The sequence below is a fragment of the Bifidobacterium felsineum genome (assembly GCF_002802915.1).
GTDB lineage: Bacteria > Actinomycetota > Actinomycetes > Actinomycetales > Bifidobacteriaceae > Bifidobacterium > Bifidobacterium felsineum.
Genome location: NZ_PEBJ01000005.1, coordinates 100,933 through 117,486 on the forward strand (window position 1 = coordinate 100,933; position 16,554 = coordinate 117,486).

Below are 16,554 nucleotides of genomic sequence, written 5' to 3' on the forward strand. Positions count from 1 at the left end.
ATCAGTCCTTTTTCGGAGTAACAGCGAACTGGAAAGGAGGCTTCCAATTCTGGCTGACATCAACAGGTGCATGCACCTCAAAAAGAAGCACATTATTCGCCATCAGATAATTGTCACTACGGTCCGCTTTTTTGACGGCAACCTGTACGGAAAAGATTCCGTTGGGGAAGATATTATCGACTTCAAGATGAACGTGCGAATCGTGGCCTTCAGTGAAATCTATAGGTTGATTGACGTTTTTATCATCTGACGCCACACGAAAAACAATTTCACCCACTTCACTATTAATCACAAACGTCAGCACGGCATCTTCCAAAGTACGCTTCGGCATCAAATCAATATCGAATATAAGCTTGTCGGCACTAATGCTATGAGAAACGGCTATATCCACATTTTCTCGACGCTGCCGATTAGCTTCTTCTAGCTCATGATTACGTCCTGATTCATCACTAGCACCAGAGAATTGCGACTCCAAATCCGCAAGATCAAGACGTTGATTATTGAGCTCTTGATACGCTTGAGCAACCTCCAGTGGAGATCCATCAATTTTTAAATCACCATCGTGAATCAAAATTGCACGATTGCAGAAACGCTGAACTGAATCCATGGAATGTGTCACAAGAATAACGGTTTTCTTCTCGCGACGAAGCTTAGCAAAATACGCATAACACTTGCGTTGGAAAGCCTCATCTCCAACAGCAAGAATTTCGTCGAGTAGAAGGATGTCTGATTGAGCTCTAATCGCCATGGAGAACGCAAGACGGACTAACATTCCACTGGAGTAATTCTTGATTTTCTGTTCCATGAACTCGCCCAGCTCAGCAAAATCGACGATATCGTCATACATAGCATCGATTTCCTTTGTGGAAAAACCCATCAAAGCACCATTGAGGTAGACGTTATCGTGACCAGTAAGTTCAGGGCTAAAACCAACACCAAGCTCAATGAACGGCACGAGAACACCATTAACGGTAATATCGCCTTTTTCCGGGTAATAAATCTGTGCCATCAGTTTCAGCAACGTGCTCTTGCCACTACCATTCCTGCCGACAATACCAATGAAGTCGCCCTTGTTAATGGTGAAACTAATGTCACGAAGAACCTGATGTTCCTCGTATCCTTTTTTCCCACTTATTGCATTAAAAATAGCCTGTTTCAAGCTAGATGCTTTTTCCAACGGAAGTTTAAAGCTTTTGGAAACGTGAGAAACCTGGATTGCAACTTCTTTATTATTCTTAGAATCGATAGACATCGTCACATCACCTCAGCAAACTTTTTAGAGCTCTTTCCGAAGTACCAAGCTCCAAAAGCTAATACAATCAGCACAATACCTACAGGAATCAAGCCAATCAGTGGAGTCCCCCACATAGACCACAACGTTTGTGTGTAATCCGTCACTAAGTTATATCGGATATCTTGAACAACCTGCGCCATCGGACTCAGCATCATTAACTTTGCCATAAACGGATGCGTAGCACTTACCATCGTAATTGGATAAATAATAGGCGTTCCATAGAAGAACAGCTGCAGGGCCACTTCCCAGAGATATCCTACGTCACGATATTTCACAAACAAAGATCCCAACAATAGGCCAATGCCCAATGCGAGTAAGTACATTTCAAGAATGTTGAATGGAAGCAACAAGATAGTCCAGCGGAATTTCACTCCTGTCAGTACCGCGAATACGAGCACCACAAGAAGGTTAAAGAATAAGTTGATAAGCGCTGAAATCGTTCCAGAAAGAACGATAATATACTTAGGAAAGTTAATCTTACGGATCAAATCACCACGCGACACAATAGCCTGAAGACCTTGTGTCGTTGCTTCAGCGAAGAACGTCCAGAACGAGATACCAGCCAACAGGTAAACAGCATAATTGGGAATGTCTCCGCCCATTGCCAAGAACTTGGCAAACACTACGTACATCACAGCAAAAAGCATGAGTGGCTTAAGAATTGACCACAGGTAACCGAGTGCAGACTGCTGATAGCGCAACTTGAAATCGGTGACCGTCAGCTCATGCAATAGCACACGGTTCCTCTTACTAAACAGCTTCAACGTTCCTCCCTTGTGCAACAGGCCTGAAGCATTGGCATAGTAGTCTTACCCTACTAGTAACCCTGCCGAAACAGATTGTTACAGCGATACTTCAATACTTATCGAACTGCCCACATATCACAGTCAAAATCAATCTTGACGCTTTACAATGACCTTGCCGTCGGCGACGTCTTTGAGGTGCTTGCCGTAGGGACTCTTGCCGTAGCGCTCGGCGGATTCGAGGAGCTCGTCCTTGCTGATCCAGCCGTTCTCGTACGCGATCTCCTCAGCAACAGCGATGGGCAGGCCCTGGGCGCGTTGCACGGTGCGCACGAACTCGCCCGCCTCGTACAGGGAATCCATCGTACCGGTATCCAGCCAGGCATAACCGCGGCCGAGCGTCTGTACGTTGAGGGAACCGTTCTCGAGGTACATTTTGTTGAGGTCGGTAATCTCCAGCTCGCCACGGGCGGAGGGCTTGACCTGCTTGGCGAACTCGGTGACGCGCTCGTCGTAGAAGTACAGGCCTGTCACCGCGTAATGCGACTTCGGCTGGGAGGGCTTCTCCTCGATGGAGACGGCCTTCTTGTTCTCGTCGAACTCCACCACGCCGTAACGCTCCGGATCATCGACATAATAGCCAAACACGGTAGCACCGTGTTCCACGGACGCGGCCTTACGCAGCGTACGCCCGAGGCCGTTGCCGTAGAAGATATTGTCGCCGAGCACGAGGGCGCAGGGTTCGCCGTCGATGAACTCCTCGCCGAGGATGAACGCCTGGGCTAGGCCGTCCGGGCTGGGCTGCACCTTATAGCTGAAATGCACGCCGTACTGCTCACCATTGCCAAGGAGCTTTTCGAAGTTGGGCAGGTCCTTCGGCGTGGAGATGATCAGAATGTCACGGATACCCGCCATCATCAGCACGCTCAGCGGGTAGTAGATCATCGGCTTGTCATACACCGGCAGCAACTGCTTCGACGTCACCGTCGTGAGCGGATAGAGTCGAGTGCCCGAACCGCCAGCGAGGATAATGCCCTTCATGAGACCTGCTTTCTCCATATTCATACAAGCGTATCCAGCTTAGCCAATACCGCCGCAAAACAGAAAACCGCACAGAGTCTTCTGTGCGGTTTTCACACGGGAATCAACGATTCCTTACTTATTGAGTTCTTTGGTGACGTATGTGTTGAGGCTGTCCTCCCAATCGGCAGGCGTGTAGCCGGCTTCACTGATCTTCGACAGATCCAATGCGGAATGGGTCGGACGCGGGCTGACCGGGTTCTTCGCGTTCGCGAAGTATTCCGCCGTGCTGATCGGCTTCACCTTGCTTCCGTTGCCATTGGTCAGGTCGAACACCTCAGCCGCGATATCCGCCCACGACTTCACGGCTCCGGAACCGGTCAGGTTGTACGTGCCGTACGGGGCGTGGCTGTCCAAGAGGTGGAAGATGGCCTCGGCCATGTCCCTGGTGAAGGTGAGGCGGCCGTACTGGTCGTCCACCACGGTCACCTGGTCGAGCTTGTCCTCCGGATCATTGACGCGGCTGGACAAGGCCATCATGGTCTTCACAAAGTTATGGCCCTCGCCGATCACCCAACTGGAGCGCAGGATGTAATGCTCGGGAGCGTTCGCCACCGCGATGTCACCGGCCGCCTTCGTCTGGCCGTAGACGCCCAACGGGGCGAAGTCCTCCGTCTCCGTATGCTCCTCCTGCGTGCCGTCGAACACGTAATCGCTTGAGACGTGCACGAGCGTGATGTGATGATCCTTCGCGACCCTGGCCAGCAGGGCCGGGCCCTGCGCGTTCGCCTTCCACGCGACAGGACGTCCCTCCGCGGTCTCCGCCCTGTCCACGGCCGTATAGGCACCAGCGTTGATGATCGTGCCGTACAGGCTCCAGTCATACCTGTCGTACGCGGCGGGATCGGAGAAGTCGAACTCGTCGATATCCGTATACTCGAACCCCTCCAGACCATGGGCCTCCGCGTACCGGCGGATCGCATGGCCCAACTGGCCGTTGCAGCCCGTCACCAGCGTGCGCTTCGGAGCCATGGGCTTCGCGTCCCTGAGCATCGGATGATGCAGGTCCGCCTCGCTGCGCTCCGACTCCTCCAACGGGATCGGCCACTGGATATTGAGCTCCGGGTCGGCGAGGTTCACGAACGTGTACGTCCTCTTCTGCTCCAGGCTCCAATGCGCGTTCACCAAGTACGTGTACACGGTCCCATCCTGCAAGGCCTGGAAGCTGTTGCCCACGCCACGCGGCACATAGATCGCCTTCGACGGGTCCAGACGCGTCGTAAACACCTGGCCGAACGAGTCGCCCGGCCTGAGGTCCACCCACGCGCCGAAGATCTCACCGGCGGCGATGCTGATGTACTTGTCCCAAGGCTCCGCATGAATGCCACGCGTCACGCCCTTGGTCGCGTTGAAGCTGATGTTGTTCTGCACGGGGCCGAAATCAGGCAGACCAAGCGCGGTCATCTTCGCGCGCTGCCAGTTCTCCTTGAACCAGCCACGATTATCACCATGCACCGGCAGGTCGAACACCAGCAAACCGGGGATGTTGGTCTCGGTGACCTTCAAATCCTTCTCAAACTCAAACGACATGAATCAATCCTTTCCGTCAAGCCTTACCGAAGAGCCCAAATCACGAACACGTTACCGCGCCGGTCAGGAGCCAGCTGTTTTATTTGTTCAAATCCGAAATCATGAAAGAGCTTCATGCTCCGCTCGTTACGGATGTCGATATACGCCACGAAATGAGCCTCTCGTCCCTGTCGAATGGACTGTGCACGAGCACACCGTATCGCATCAGCCAACGCGTCGCGCCCGAGACCACGGCCCCTATATGATGACGCAACTGCGATAAGCGCGACTTCAAATACATCAGGAGCTCTCCTTGCCACAGCGCAATACGTAGCAATTTCGCCGTCATCCGCAACGCCTAGACGAATCCAATTATCGGAGCTCAAATACAATTGCGCTATGCCGAATCAGCCGTTGCACCAAGAGCTCCCAAGGATACGGGTGCAAGGACTCGCCTTTAACCCAACGTCCATCGATTTCACGATTACGTGGAACCGAAACCGTGCATGTGAAAGACGGGAACTTCCGTTCATCCCCTTTGCTCACAAAGCGAAAAGAGACAATGGAATTCCCGTCCGGCATAGCAAACACCTTCAGTTCAGGCGTATAGCAAACGAGCCGAATCCTCCAAGGACTCCTCCCCGTCAGCCTGAAGATACTCCATCACATCTTGAGGAAGTGGCGCATCGCACATACGGAGATAATCCTGTTCAGCAGAACCCTCATCAACCGAATAAAGATCAATCAACGACGCCATCAATTCCTCCTTTCGATATGCATCAGTGTACCCTCGTCCATCTACCGGATGCATGGTGGATGGCAAACTCCGCCAGCCACCATGCCATTCACTGTCCCTGCTGCTTGTACCGGGCCTCGGTGGCGGCCTTCGCCGGCTCCCACCAGGCACGGTTGTCCGTGTACCATTGGATGGTCCGCTCCAGGCCCTTCTGGAAGTCCGTATGCGTCGGCCTCCAACCCAACTCGGTCTGCAACTTGGTCGAATCGATCGCGTAACGGCGATCATGGCCCGGACGGTCCCTCACCCAGTCGAAATCATCCGGATCCTTGCCCATCACCGTCAGGATGTCACGCAGCACGGTCAGGTTGTTGCGCTCCCCGTTCGCGCCGATCAGATAGGTCTCGCCGATACGACCCTTGGTCAGGATCGTCCACACGCCCGTGGAATGGTCGTCCGTGTGGATCCAGTCACGCACGTTCTCGCCCTTGCCGTACAGCTTCGGCTTCAACCCCTCCAGAATGTTCGTGATCTGACGCGGAATGAACTTCTCCACATGCTGATACGGGCCATAGTTATTGCTGCAGTTCGAAATCGTGGCGCGGATGCCGAACGTGCGATGCCACGCACGCACCAGCAGATCCGAGCTCGCCTTCGTGGAGCTGTAGGGGCTGGAGGGATGGTACGGGGTCTCCTCCGTGAACTTCGCCGGGTCGTCCAACGCCAGGTCGCCGTACACCTCGTCCGTGGACACGTGGTGATAGCGCACGTCGTACTTGCGGCACGCCTCCAGGAGACGGAACGTGCCCTCCACGTTCGTCTTCAAAAACGGCTCCGGATTCGCAATCGAATTATCGTTATGCGACTCCGCAGCGTAATGCACGATCGCGTCATGACCCGGCACGATACGATCCAGGAGCTCCGCGTCACAGATGTTGCCATGCACGAACTCCACCCGATCACCAAGAATGTTCTTGATGTTCTCCAGGTTGCCCGCATACGTCAACGCGTCCAGGACCGTGACATGCACATCCGGATGGTTGTTATACACGTAATGAACGAAATTCGAACCGATGAAACCACAGCCACCGGTCACAATAATATTACGAGGAGTAAATTCTTCAGACATACAATCATGTTATGTCAACGACAAGAAAACATGAATTCTGCCTAGATGATTCTCTCATAAACTAATTCCTGTAGGCAAAACTCTTTAGATATCATCACATTCGTCTGATGGCGAACAATCAATGCATGACTTCATGCTAATCACACGGTTGAATGCCGTTTCTTTTTACAAATCGATTCCGCGCAATCCAAAACAGATGCCTTAAGCCAGTCTTAAAGTAATTCTGCTTTGTCTCTCCATAACGCATTTTCTGCGTAATCTTCAGTTCCTTAAATTTTGTTCCTAAAGCTTCGTAAGCATTTAACTTGATTTGCGGAGATAAATTCCAATCACCTTCGGTCAAATGAAGCTGCGCCACGACATCCTTAGTGAAAATCCACATGCCGGAAAGCGAATCATGAATTCGCAAACCGTACAGCAAGGCAATTTCGATATTCAACGCCCTAACACCGAGCTGCAGTTTCGCCGGAATCTGCTTGTCAGGATAGCGTGTACAAGAAACAAAAGATATGTCCTTGTCTTGCATCATGTGCCATAAGCGAGGGACATCCTCAACTGGATACGTACCATCAGAATCAGCACATACAATAATGTCGCTTTCCGCGGCATCGATACCCGTCATATGCGCATAACCATAGCCAATGCCATTAACAGTGCGATTATCCTGCAACATCTTGAACCGAGGAACACGTTCTTGTATGCGAGTTCCTACCTCAACAGTATCATCAGTGGATTTATTGCTCACACAGATTATTTCATCAAAGAAATCTGGAATCTCATCAATAAGTACCTCAAGAAACGAGGCCTCGTTACGACAAGGCATAACGAGAGAAACGGTTCTACCATCCAGCATGACTTCTCTTTCTTCAATGACATTTTTCTCTCATTTTTAATATACAACCAATGCCATAAGAACCGTTCCAGTAGCTATACGGCCACCATGGCGACAGTTTTCATACAAGCATCCAATGGCGAAAGAACCTAATAAACGCTATCGGGAAGAAACCCGCATCAGCAGTGCTCTAGACGGAGTAATTCCAACGTATTAGACAGGGATATGGTCTAATCTTAGTTACATCACAACTAGGCCCTATACTACATAAATGCGAATCGGGACGAGTATTAAGCCAGAACGCTACTCCTTTTCAATTCTCCAATGCTGGTTGCCTTGTCCATTGTTCCGATAAGTGATGATATGGCCACCTGGCGTGGTTTGCATACCATATATGTCGAGAGCCTTGTCATTCATCGAGCTGAGAATGGTGTATGACCCATCAGCATGACCCTGCAAATACCACAGTTGATTTCTGTTACCGCCGGTCCACGGATATTGAATAACCGTAGCCCCATCTGCATCAGCCATCGCACGTATATCCAATAGCAATCCCGAATGACGTGCTTTTATAGCATACAGTCCATTCCCCTTAGAGACAAAGGAGAACCTCTGATTCTTGCCCTTCGTTGGGGCCCAAGTGTCAACCTCCGCGCCTGGATAAGGACTCATCGCTTTGATATCCAATCGATTACCTCGAGCAAAGTCACTAGAAATCACATGAGTGCCATCAAGCTTGACCTGTTGTAATAAACGAAAACGCTGCTGGGATCCGCCATTGATTCCCCACAAATCTAGCTCAGTACCATCCTTAGTGTTCATTGCAGGCACATCTAGAACCTTGCCATTCGACTCAGAAAGAACCGGAGCAATGTAGTACAAACCATTTGATGTTTTGTACATATGCCACTGCTGATGCGAGTCAGAAGCATTAACATCCTGCCATACAGGGGAATCTCCATTTACGACATTCGTAGAGGATACTGCCAACGCTTTGCCGCTTGACCTGGAAATCAATGTATATGTATCGTTTGAATTTTTCTTTATGCGGTACAGTTGATTCGAGTTGTTTTTCGCTCGGCCAATGACCACTTTATTGCCCATCGTAGAAACATAATGCCCGGTCAACGCAGATTCCAAAAAATAATCGCCATCGACAACATCTGTTGACTTCTTACCATAACGGGACCAGTTAATGGAAGCAGGGCGGGAAGCACTCTGCTTAATTGACCATTTCTGGTTTTCTTGTCCTTTATACCGATAAGCAATAACCGCTGCTCCTGCGTCCTTACTCATTCCTTTGATATCAAGAGCTTTATTACTCAGCAAACTAAGAATAGCGTAATCACCCTTGCGATCTCCTTGTAGATACCATAGTTGGTTTGAAGCGCCGGTCCACCGATATTGAATAACTCGTCCTCCATCTCCAGCATCGGCACCGTAAATATCCAAATATTTGTTTGAATGAACAGCCTTAATCGCAAATAGTCCATTACCTTTGTCTTCAAACAAAAAGCGCTGGTTCAAGCCACCCGATGAAGCCCATACATCGATGTCCGCTGCGTCCCATACACTCGCCGCTTTCACATCTAGATTCTTTCCTGAGGAGTAAACACTAGACACAGACTGGTTTCCTGATAACTGCACCTTTTGCATCAAACGAAATTGTTGTTGCAAACCGCCGTTCGCCGTCCATAATTCCAGACGTGTCCCTTCAGCAGTATTACCAGCTGTAACATCTAATACCTTGTTGTGTACGTCACCATAGGCAGAGACGATATACACGTATCCAGCAGAATTCCGATAGAAAAACCATTTCTGATTATCCCCACCATTGGAATCGAATTGGATGATTGAAGCGCCATCTTTCATCGATGCGGCTTCAATGTCTATAGCCTTCCCCGATGCCTTAGAGACGATTGTATACGCACCTTTTCCAACAGGTTTGATATGGAACAACTGGTTGGATCCATTTGTCGGCTTTCCAATAACCACATTAGCAAGATTATCGGTACTTCCTCCAGCAATTTCGACATACTTGCCAGACAACGTAGAGCCGAGATAATAGTCCCCTTCTGCAATGTCATCTAAGCGCGTCAATGTCTTAATGACATCGTCGCGCTTAGAATCATATTCCCTGTACCCAAACGCATTCAGATCCACACGGCCGCTGATGCCTGCAATCGAACCGCCGCTGGTGTATTGCCATCCGCGGTCGTTGGTGGACCAGTTGGTGAAGCCCATCGTGCCGCCGTATTGCGCGACCCAGCGGGTCTTGGCGTGGATACTCGCCTTGTTCAGGGCCGAATTGAGATATGACGTGTACGAGTACACACCAAGATTGGTATAGCCGGCCGCCCTCAGCTTGCCGTACCACGTATTGACGATGCCCTCGTACACATTCGGATCGGTCGGCACGGAGTGACCGGTCCAAGTCCAATGTTCCAGATCGTAGAAAATTGGGTAGCTCAAATCGCCAGGATTCACGCCGGTCTGACGCAGCAAGCTCACGATATCGTTGCCCTCATCGGCTGCAAGAGCGGAATCATAGGCATATGAATAGGTGTAGATACCGAACGGGATGCCCAGACGCTTGCACTCATTAATATTGCGCAACGCTTGGCCGTCCAAACCGTTGCCCGAACCATAGCTGATGCGAATAATCGCGCCTTCCACGCCGGCGTTCTTTGCAGCCTGCCAATCAATGGTTCCTTGATGCACGGAAACATCAATCACGCCCTTGGCCTGCTGCACAAACAGACTGTTATTCGCATTAAAGAAAGCCGCCGTATCGTTATAGGTGCCCCAATGCGCGCCATAATCATTGTTCTGCAGCGCAGCGAGCTTGACGGTTGGCTGCGCGGATTTGTCGTTCTTCGCAGACCGCTTATCGCTCACGGTTCCGGCAGCACCGGATGCTGCGGCATCATCGGCGGCGGCGCCCTCACCTTCAGTGGTTCCATTCGAGCCGGCGGCACCGGCTGCATCGTTTGACGAATCAGCCGCAGACGAATCGGCCGAAGGCGAATCAGCCGTCACATCCCCGTCAACAGCAGCGGCACCCTTGACTTCCTCGACCTTCTGCTTGACCTCGTCGGCCTGCACAGGAATAAACGACTCACCATCGGTCTTGGCCAACGGATCAGGTTGCTGATCTTCAGTACCCACCAGCTTCGCATCGGTGACCGTTTCACCGGTTTCGATATCCTTCAGCTCGCCGTTGCCGCTCACTGCATAGTTCTCGGAGACAACAGTGTCGTTGTCGGCGATATTGGTGGACACCTTATCCGGCAACGCGGCATTCGGATTGTCCGGCATGGCATCCGCAGCGGTATCATCAACGGCCTGCGTGGAGAACGGGCCGGCAGCAGCCTCCGCAGTGTCAGCATTCACGTCATTCACCGCATTCGCCGGCACAATACCAATCGCACCAAGCATCGCAATGCTCGCAGCAGCAGCTACAAAGCCCACCCAACCTTTATCCATATGCTTCTTCACAGCCATCCGATACACGTCTTTCTGCAATCTCTTCAATCCCCGCAATATGCTTTTATCCCGTCAGTCTAGCGAGCGCCCTCAACTGATTGCCCTGCAAAGCTACCGATGCAACTGCGGTCTTCCGCTTCTCTGACCTCATCATTACCATGAATTCAGTGAGCAATACTGTGGGAACAAGAATCACGCATACCGGCCGCCGACGCCTTGCCTTATCACTGAGCAGTCTGATAGGAATCTGTATCGCGGCGACAATCGTTTACACATGGATGCCAAACAGCGTATGGTCGATGCCGCTGCAAAGTTCCGATGCGCCTGCACACTATTATTTCATCGAGAAACTATCCGAACAGGGCCTTGGCGCCGCCATGCATCTCTGGCCTCATGGCGGATTCTACCCACCGCTGTTTCACATTCTTGCCTCATCCATAGCCGCTGTCGCTTCCCTGTTTGGAGCACATATCAGCGTCTATGCCGCGTTCAGCGCTGCTTGGCTGATTTCCTCCGGCATTCTGTTCCCACTTGGCATGCTGCTGCTGGCCTCATATGTTCTGCATGATCTTGAGTTGCCTATCGCAGCGCGCGTGGCCTTGACCATTATCGTCCCCGTGCTCTCGGTGTCTTCGGCATGCCACCCCTACACGCTGCTGGATGCGGGCCCGCTCATCGCCTATGGATTTGCCACTTCGCTGCTTCCCTATCTGATGTATGCATCGCTGCGGCTTATCGACGCGATTATGGTGAAACCTTTTCATGTCAGGAATCTGGTCATACAACTGTGCGTCACCGCAGCAACCGGTCTGGTGCTGATGCTCGCCCATCCGCGCATTGCATTCACTTACGCACTGTTTATGCTGCCGTTCATCATCCTGAGACTGCCATGGAAATTCATCGTTTCGGCATTCGCCGTCATCATGTGCGCAGGCGGCGCATTCGCGGCGTTTATGCTCATCACCTTTAAATCCGAGCGTTATTTGCACCCGGAGACGTGGTTCCATTCGCATCAACCTTCGAAGACCTTGAGCCAGGCACTGCTGTTCGTATTCCAGAACGGATTGGATGGCATGGTGGGTATCGTCTTCTGCGCACTGCTGCTGATCTGCGCCGCAGCCAGTGTGGCGCTTACCAAACAATCAGCCCGTCGCAACGCCATCGCGCTTATCATCGCCCTGCTGTTGGTGGCACTCGTCTATGTGCTGACTGTGACTTTTGTGGGGGCGCTGCCCAACATCATTTCCGCACCATGGTACCGGGATGAAAACCGCATCGTGACCATGATTCCGCTGGCCATCGTTCCACTCATTATCTATGGCATTGGCACACTGCTGGCATGTGCGACCCAAACGCTACGCGCGTCAACGGCATACGTCAATCATTGGGCGCAATCCGCACGCGCTCGAATCATTATCGGCCTGGCAGCGCTCTGCAGTATCGCATTAGTCGCCGTCACCATCAGCGCCCAATATGTCAATCCCGCTCGCGAAACAGTCGCCACCCATGTATTGGAGAAAACCACCGTCGCCGGATCCGATGGTTCGGAAATCAAGCAGCTTACCGAAGAGAAGCTCACAGTGCTGAAGAATGTGGTAACTCGAACCGGCACTGACGCCACCATCATCTCCGATCCGATGAACGGTTCGATGTATGCCACTTCGCTGTACGACGCAACCATGCTGTACCCGATTATGAATCCACAGAGCAGCGGCAAAGGCCACATTTTCGCCGACGTCGAGCAGGCATTCGCTTCAGGCGATTCTCAGCGGCTGCTTACGACGGTGTGCCCCATCAATCCCAAGGAACCAGAGTACTTCTTGACCATGGGCGGGCAAGCCGACAGTCTTCAGTCCTTCCCATACAAGGCCCAATACGATACGTTCCATGATGCCGCCACCATCAACGGGTACGTGAACAACGGCACGCTCACCAAGGTCAAAGACTACAGCTCAGTGGGCTCGGACACCAAAGATTGGGCCCTGTACCAGTTCAACTGCGGCGACTGAGGAACCCTATCAAGGAGAGGCAGCATGGAACAACATAGCAAGGCAACCGCGAACATAACGACTGCAGCGCCATCGGCAACATCCGGACGCATCATCTCACTGGATGGGCTGCGCGGCGTTGCAGCATTGTCCGTGGTATGTTTCCATGTCTCAGGCATTCCAGCGGCGCGTAATCTCTTCCCGGGCATCCCCTCAGTCATGATGTTTTTCATTCTCTCGGGCGTGGTGCTCTGCGTTGTGCCGCTGGCCGATTCCGCATATTCGTGGACGAAATATTATCCTCGCCGCGTACTGCGACTCGGCATCCCCACGGCTGCGGCAACATTGCTTTCAGTGCTTGTCGGTATCGTCGTGGCCAATACAGTCGGGCAGAACAATCCAACATATGCCGGCCTGCGCTTCTCCCAAAATGGCAACAGTCCAGCGCAATGGCTGTACACCGTATTATCCCAATTCGATTTCATCTTCAACGCATCCGACGGCGTCACCACTGTTGGCGGTTCGCCATCCAACCGCATCGACTACCCTGTCTGGTCGATGACATGGGAGTTTTTCTTCAGCCTGATACTGCCGCTCGTCATCGTTCTCGCGATGCATATCACGAGAGACTGGCTGGCTTGCGCATTGGTGACGGTCTGTATTTTCGTTTCGTTCGTCTCCGGGTATTTCCCATTGCGATTCGTCACCGTCTTCTTCTTCGGCGTGATCATCGCCAAGCATATTGAGACCATACGCAATCGGCAGCATTCATTCATCACAGTAACCGTCCTACTGCTTCTGGCCTTGCTGGCCATTGAATTGCCGGCGATAGTGGGGTCATTCCAGAGTCTTGCTCAGCATCAGCTGCTCAATGCCACAGCCAATACATTGATGTGCCTCGGCGGGGCGTTGCTAGTCATCGTGGCGGCGATGCCAGGCTGGTTTTCCGCATTCCTTTCCACACGTCCGATTGATTATCTCGGCCGGATTTCATTCAGCCTGTATCTGACCCATTTCCTCTGCATTTCAGCAATGCGCATGATCACCGGCAAGCTTGGCATTGCATTCTCACTGGTTCCCATGGCGATAGCTGTTGCGGGTTCAATCGTATTCGCGGCGGTGTTCTATGCATTGGTGGAACGCCCAAGCATTCGTTTCGCCAAACGTGCGGCAAATGCTTTGCTCGCATAGTTAAGCCGACATAGAGCCGCCGCGATCACGCTCACGCTATGGATGCGATGGACTTAATATCCACCGGGCAGGAAAGCTGGCCACGAATCTGATCCAGCGAATCCAAGCTACCGGTAAGGTCCTTATTGGTGTTGCTGTTCTCCGTTGAATCCTGCTGACTCGTGCCAGATTGACCAGCGGAGTTGGACTGATCCTGGCCAGCGTTTGCGTCAGCGTTCGCGGAATCATCGCCAGTGGAAGTGCTCTGGGCCGGGCACTCGTCAGTGACCTTTCCGTTCGAACCGATTTCAATGCCATCTTTGTTCACAATCGGCGTGGTAATCACATTCAGTGGTTGCGTAGCCGTGTTCTTGACGCGGACGGTGAACGCTATCGTTTTCTCTTCGCCAGGCTCAATCCAATCTTGGTCGAACGAAATGTACTGGCGATCATACAGCACCTTGGAGCGGGTGTTCCAGAGCGTCGCATCCGCCTGCACTGCGGTGATCTCGCCACCGTAAGGCGCGGTAAGCACGATACGATACAGCTGCCCGCCAGGGACTTCGGCATCACCTTCGCCGGTGACGAAACTCGGCAACGACTTGGCCTCTTCCTTGGTCATCGTGTTTTTCATCGTGAAGGTTACGGTATATTCATCGCCCATCTCATCGGAGGACAGCAAACCGATTCTGGTTCCAGTCACAGCCGATTTAATGCGGTCGTCCAAAGAGCCAGTAAGCGTGGCCTTGGTTGCGGCCGACGTATCACCACAGGTCTTGGTCACGGTGGTGGCCGTTTTCAGATACCAGTCCTGCTTGCCCTGCTGCAATTCGGAAAGATAGATGCCGGACTGAGGTACCGTCTCGTCAGCGGAAAGCTCGCCGCTGGACTTATCGTCAATCAATCCGGTGGAGATAAGGGCCTCCTGCTCCGCCTTATCTTTCATCCACAACTTGAAATTACCGTTTGCGGACGTCTCGCGGACTGCCTTGAGCAATGAGCCGGCATTCGATCCGTTGGCGTTATCGAGCACATGGGTCATGATTTCGTGAGCGGCCTCAGACACATAATTGTTCTGGTCAACGAAATTAGGGTGCTCGACATATAAATCATGCAGCAGGAACGGCACCACAGTCGAACCGTTCATCACTTTGCCGTCCGAAAGTTTCACCTCGCCGGTCGCCCCCAGCAACGACTGCAGGAATACCGGGTCCAAGCCGATAACACCGGCGACGTTCTTGCCGCCATTGCCCTTTTGGTACGACCACAAATACTTGTTCATCAAAGCGACGCGCTGGAATTCCGGATCAATGGTGGTCGTTGCGGGGTATTGATCGAACGTGGCGCCGAACACATCACGTTCTTCCAACACCGTATCGTCCATGGCATCGGGAGTGTCCCAACCATATGTGGACTCAAAATCACCAATCGTCACCTTGCCCTTATAGGCGGTTACAGCAGCGATTGTACCTACCATGCCGCCAGCAGAACGAAGTTCAGCCGGGTTTTGCACCAGTACGAGATACGTACGCTTCTCGTTCTTTCCCAACAGCCGGGGCATCAGCTGAATCAACGCATCGTATTCAGACAGCATGGAATCGAGCGTATTCAAAGCGGACTTCTCAGCATTAAGCGCCAATGCCACCTTGTCTATGCTCGGCTGCGGAATCTTATCCAGTTTGGCAATCTGCGCCTTGAGACTCTTATGAGTGGACTTGATAATCTTCGGCATCCCCATCAGCGCGCTGACATCCACGGTATTGTCTTTCATGGAAAGGCCCTGAAGCTGGTTTGCCAGGTTCGTCAAATCCGTGAACGGACCGTTGACCAGCGTATCCACCGAAGCGAGCATTTCACGTGCCGCAGTAATATCGCTGCCGTAACGGGTGTGGTCCTGTATGAAATCCCAGTGCGGGGAACTCAGTTCCTCATTTAAATCATTGGTACCCTTCACCAGATTTTTGGCAGCGTCCGAAAGACTCTCATCACTGCCGCAACCGAGGGCCGCGTTGGCAAGATTTTGCGTAGAAGTCATCACCAACCGCGCACCATTGACCAGACGAGCCGCGGATGCGGCATACAGCGTGGTCACGCAAGTCACCGATGCGAACAGCACCAGAAGCAGCACTATGAGAACACGCGCCCAAACAGGCTTCACCGTAAGCAGCAATCGACCTTTGCGATTGACATGCTGAGCTCCTTGAGAAGCTTTGTCAGGTACGCCACTCAGCTGACCATCAGTAACGGAAGAACTGCTGTCACGACGCCCATGACGCCCTGAATTAGGTCGCATGCTCACCTACTTCCCAGATTGAAGGCATGCCTCTGCCATTGCAATGCATTAACTTAGCTAATGTCGCAGTATACCTAAGTTCGCAGAATTCAAGCCGATTCCTCCTCTGATTGCGGTAAATCCGCTCATATTCGCCATCGGACTCCCAGAATATTTTCAGACTTCATTGAGAGGTATAACAGTAATGCGCAAGACAACGGTCACGAAGCGCAATAATAGTGGAGCCGTATTGATTAGTTTCGAGAAGTTCGAATGATTCGGTCCCGCGGTGCAGGTCGCCGCGAACCAGAGAGT

The 16,554-nt window shown here is 52.1% G+C and carries 12 protein-coding genes; 2 read left to right on the forward strand and 10 right to left on the reverse strand.

Going from position 1 to position 16,554, the window contains the following annotated elements:
* Position 1: 1 nt before the first annotated feature.
* From CSQ86_RS08780 to CSQ86_RS08815, 9 genes are all read right to left on the reverse strand, one after another.
* On the reverse strand, positions 2 to 1,252 hold the full coding sequence (locus CSQ86_RS08780) for an ABC transporter ATP-binding protein (RefSeq protein WP_207761571.1): 1,251 nt from the start codon (positions 1,250 to 1,252) through the stop codon (positions 2 to 4).
* Between the two features lie 2 nt (positions 1,253 to 1,254).
* Positions 1,255 to 2,031 (reverse strand): ABC transporter permease, encoded by a 777-nt coding sequence (locus tag CSQ86_RS08785; RefSeq protein ID WP_207761572.1) that lies wholly within the window; start codon positions 2,029 to 2,031, stop codon positions 1,255 to 1,257.
* Positions 2,032 to 2,187: 156 nt separating this feature from the next.
* Entirely contained in the window at positions 2,188 to 3,078 is an 891-nt protein-coding gene (rfbA, locus tag CSQ86_RS08790) for a glucose-1-phosphate thymidylyltransferase RfbA (RefSeq protein ID WP_100494760.1), read from the reverse strand.
* A gap of 114 nt (positions 3,079 to 3,192) precedes the next feature.
* Positions 3,193 to 4,647, reverse strand: coding sequence for a sugar nucleotide-binding protein (locus tag CSQ86_RS08795; RefSeq protein ID WP_100494761.1), 1,455 nt, complete (start codon positions 4,645 to 4,647; stop codon positions 3,193 to 3,195).
* Between the two features lie 23 nt (positions 4,648 to 4,670).
* Positions 4,671 to 5,018, reverse strand: a complete 348-nt coding sequence (locus CSQ86_RS10145; RefSeq protein ID WP_420838166.1) for a GNAT family N-acetyltransferase — start codon at positions 5,016 to 5,018, stop codon at positions 4,671 to 4,673.
* A 206-nt stretch (positions 5,019 to 5,224) separates the two neighbouring features.
* A complete protein-coding gene (locus CSQ86_RS09790; RefSeq protein ID WP_165773822.1) occupies positions 5,225 to 5,383 on the reverse strand; it encodes a hypothetical protein in 159 nt (52 codons plus the stop codon).
* A gap of 88 nt (positions 5,384 to 5,471) precedes the next feature.
* On the reverse strand, positions 5,472 to 6,491 hold the full coding sequence (gene rfbB / locus CSQ86_RS08805; protein ID WP_100494763.1) for a dTDP-glucose 4,6-dehydratase: 1,020 nt from the start codon (positions 6,489 to 6,491) through the stop codon (positions 5,472 to 5,474).
* Between the two features lie 136 nt (positions 6,492 to 6,627).
* Positions 6,628 to 7,344 carry a glycosyltransferase family 2 protein gene (locus CSQ86_RS08810; RefSeq protein WP_100494764.1) on the reverse strand — a complete coding sequence of 239 codons (717 nt, stop codon included), beginning with the start codon at positions 7,342 to 7,344 and terminating at the stop codon, positions 6,628 to 6,630.
* Between the two features lie 282 nt (positions 7,345 to 7,626).
* Positions 7,627 to 10,809: an RICIN domain-containing protein gene (locus CSQ86_RS08815; RefSeq protein ID WP_165773823.1), complete on the reverse strand. Its 3,183-nt coding sequence runs from the start codon at positions 10,807 to 10,809 to the stop codon at positions 7,627 to 7,629.
* A 158-nt stretch (positions 10,810 to 10,967) separates the two neighbouring features.
* Here CSQ86_RS08815 and CSQ86_RS08820 point away from each other — a divergent pair, with 158 nt between their 5' ends.
* On the forward strand, positions 10,968 to 12,818 hold the full coding sequence (locus CSQ86_RS08820) for a DUF6541 family protein (RefSeq protein ID WP_338069986.1): 1,851 nt from the start codon (positions 10,968 to 10,970) through the stop codon (positions 12,816 to 12,818).
* A 24-nt stretch (positions 12,819 to 12,842) separates the two neighbouring features.
* Positions 12,843 to 13,988 (forward strand): acyltransferase family protein, encoded by a 1,146-nt coding sequence (locus CSQ86_RS08825; protein WP_100494767.1) that lies wholly within the window; start codon positions 12,843 to 12,845, stop codon positions 13,986 to 13,988.
* A gap of 31 nt (positions 13,989 to 14,019) precedes the next feature.
* Here the strand turns inward: CSQ86_RS08825 and CSQ86_RS08830 are convergent, their stop codons facing one another.
* Positions 14,020 to 16,260 carry a DUF4012 domain-containing protein gene (locus CSQ86_RS08830; RefSeq protein WP_100494768.1) on the reverse strand — a complete coding sequence of 747 codons (2,241 nt, stop codon included), beginning with the start codon at positions 16,258 to 16,260 and terminating at the stop codon, positions 14,020 to 14,022.
* Positions 16,261 to 16,554: the final 294 nt, after the last annotated feature.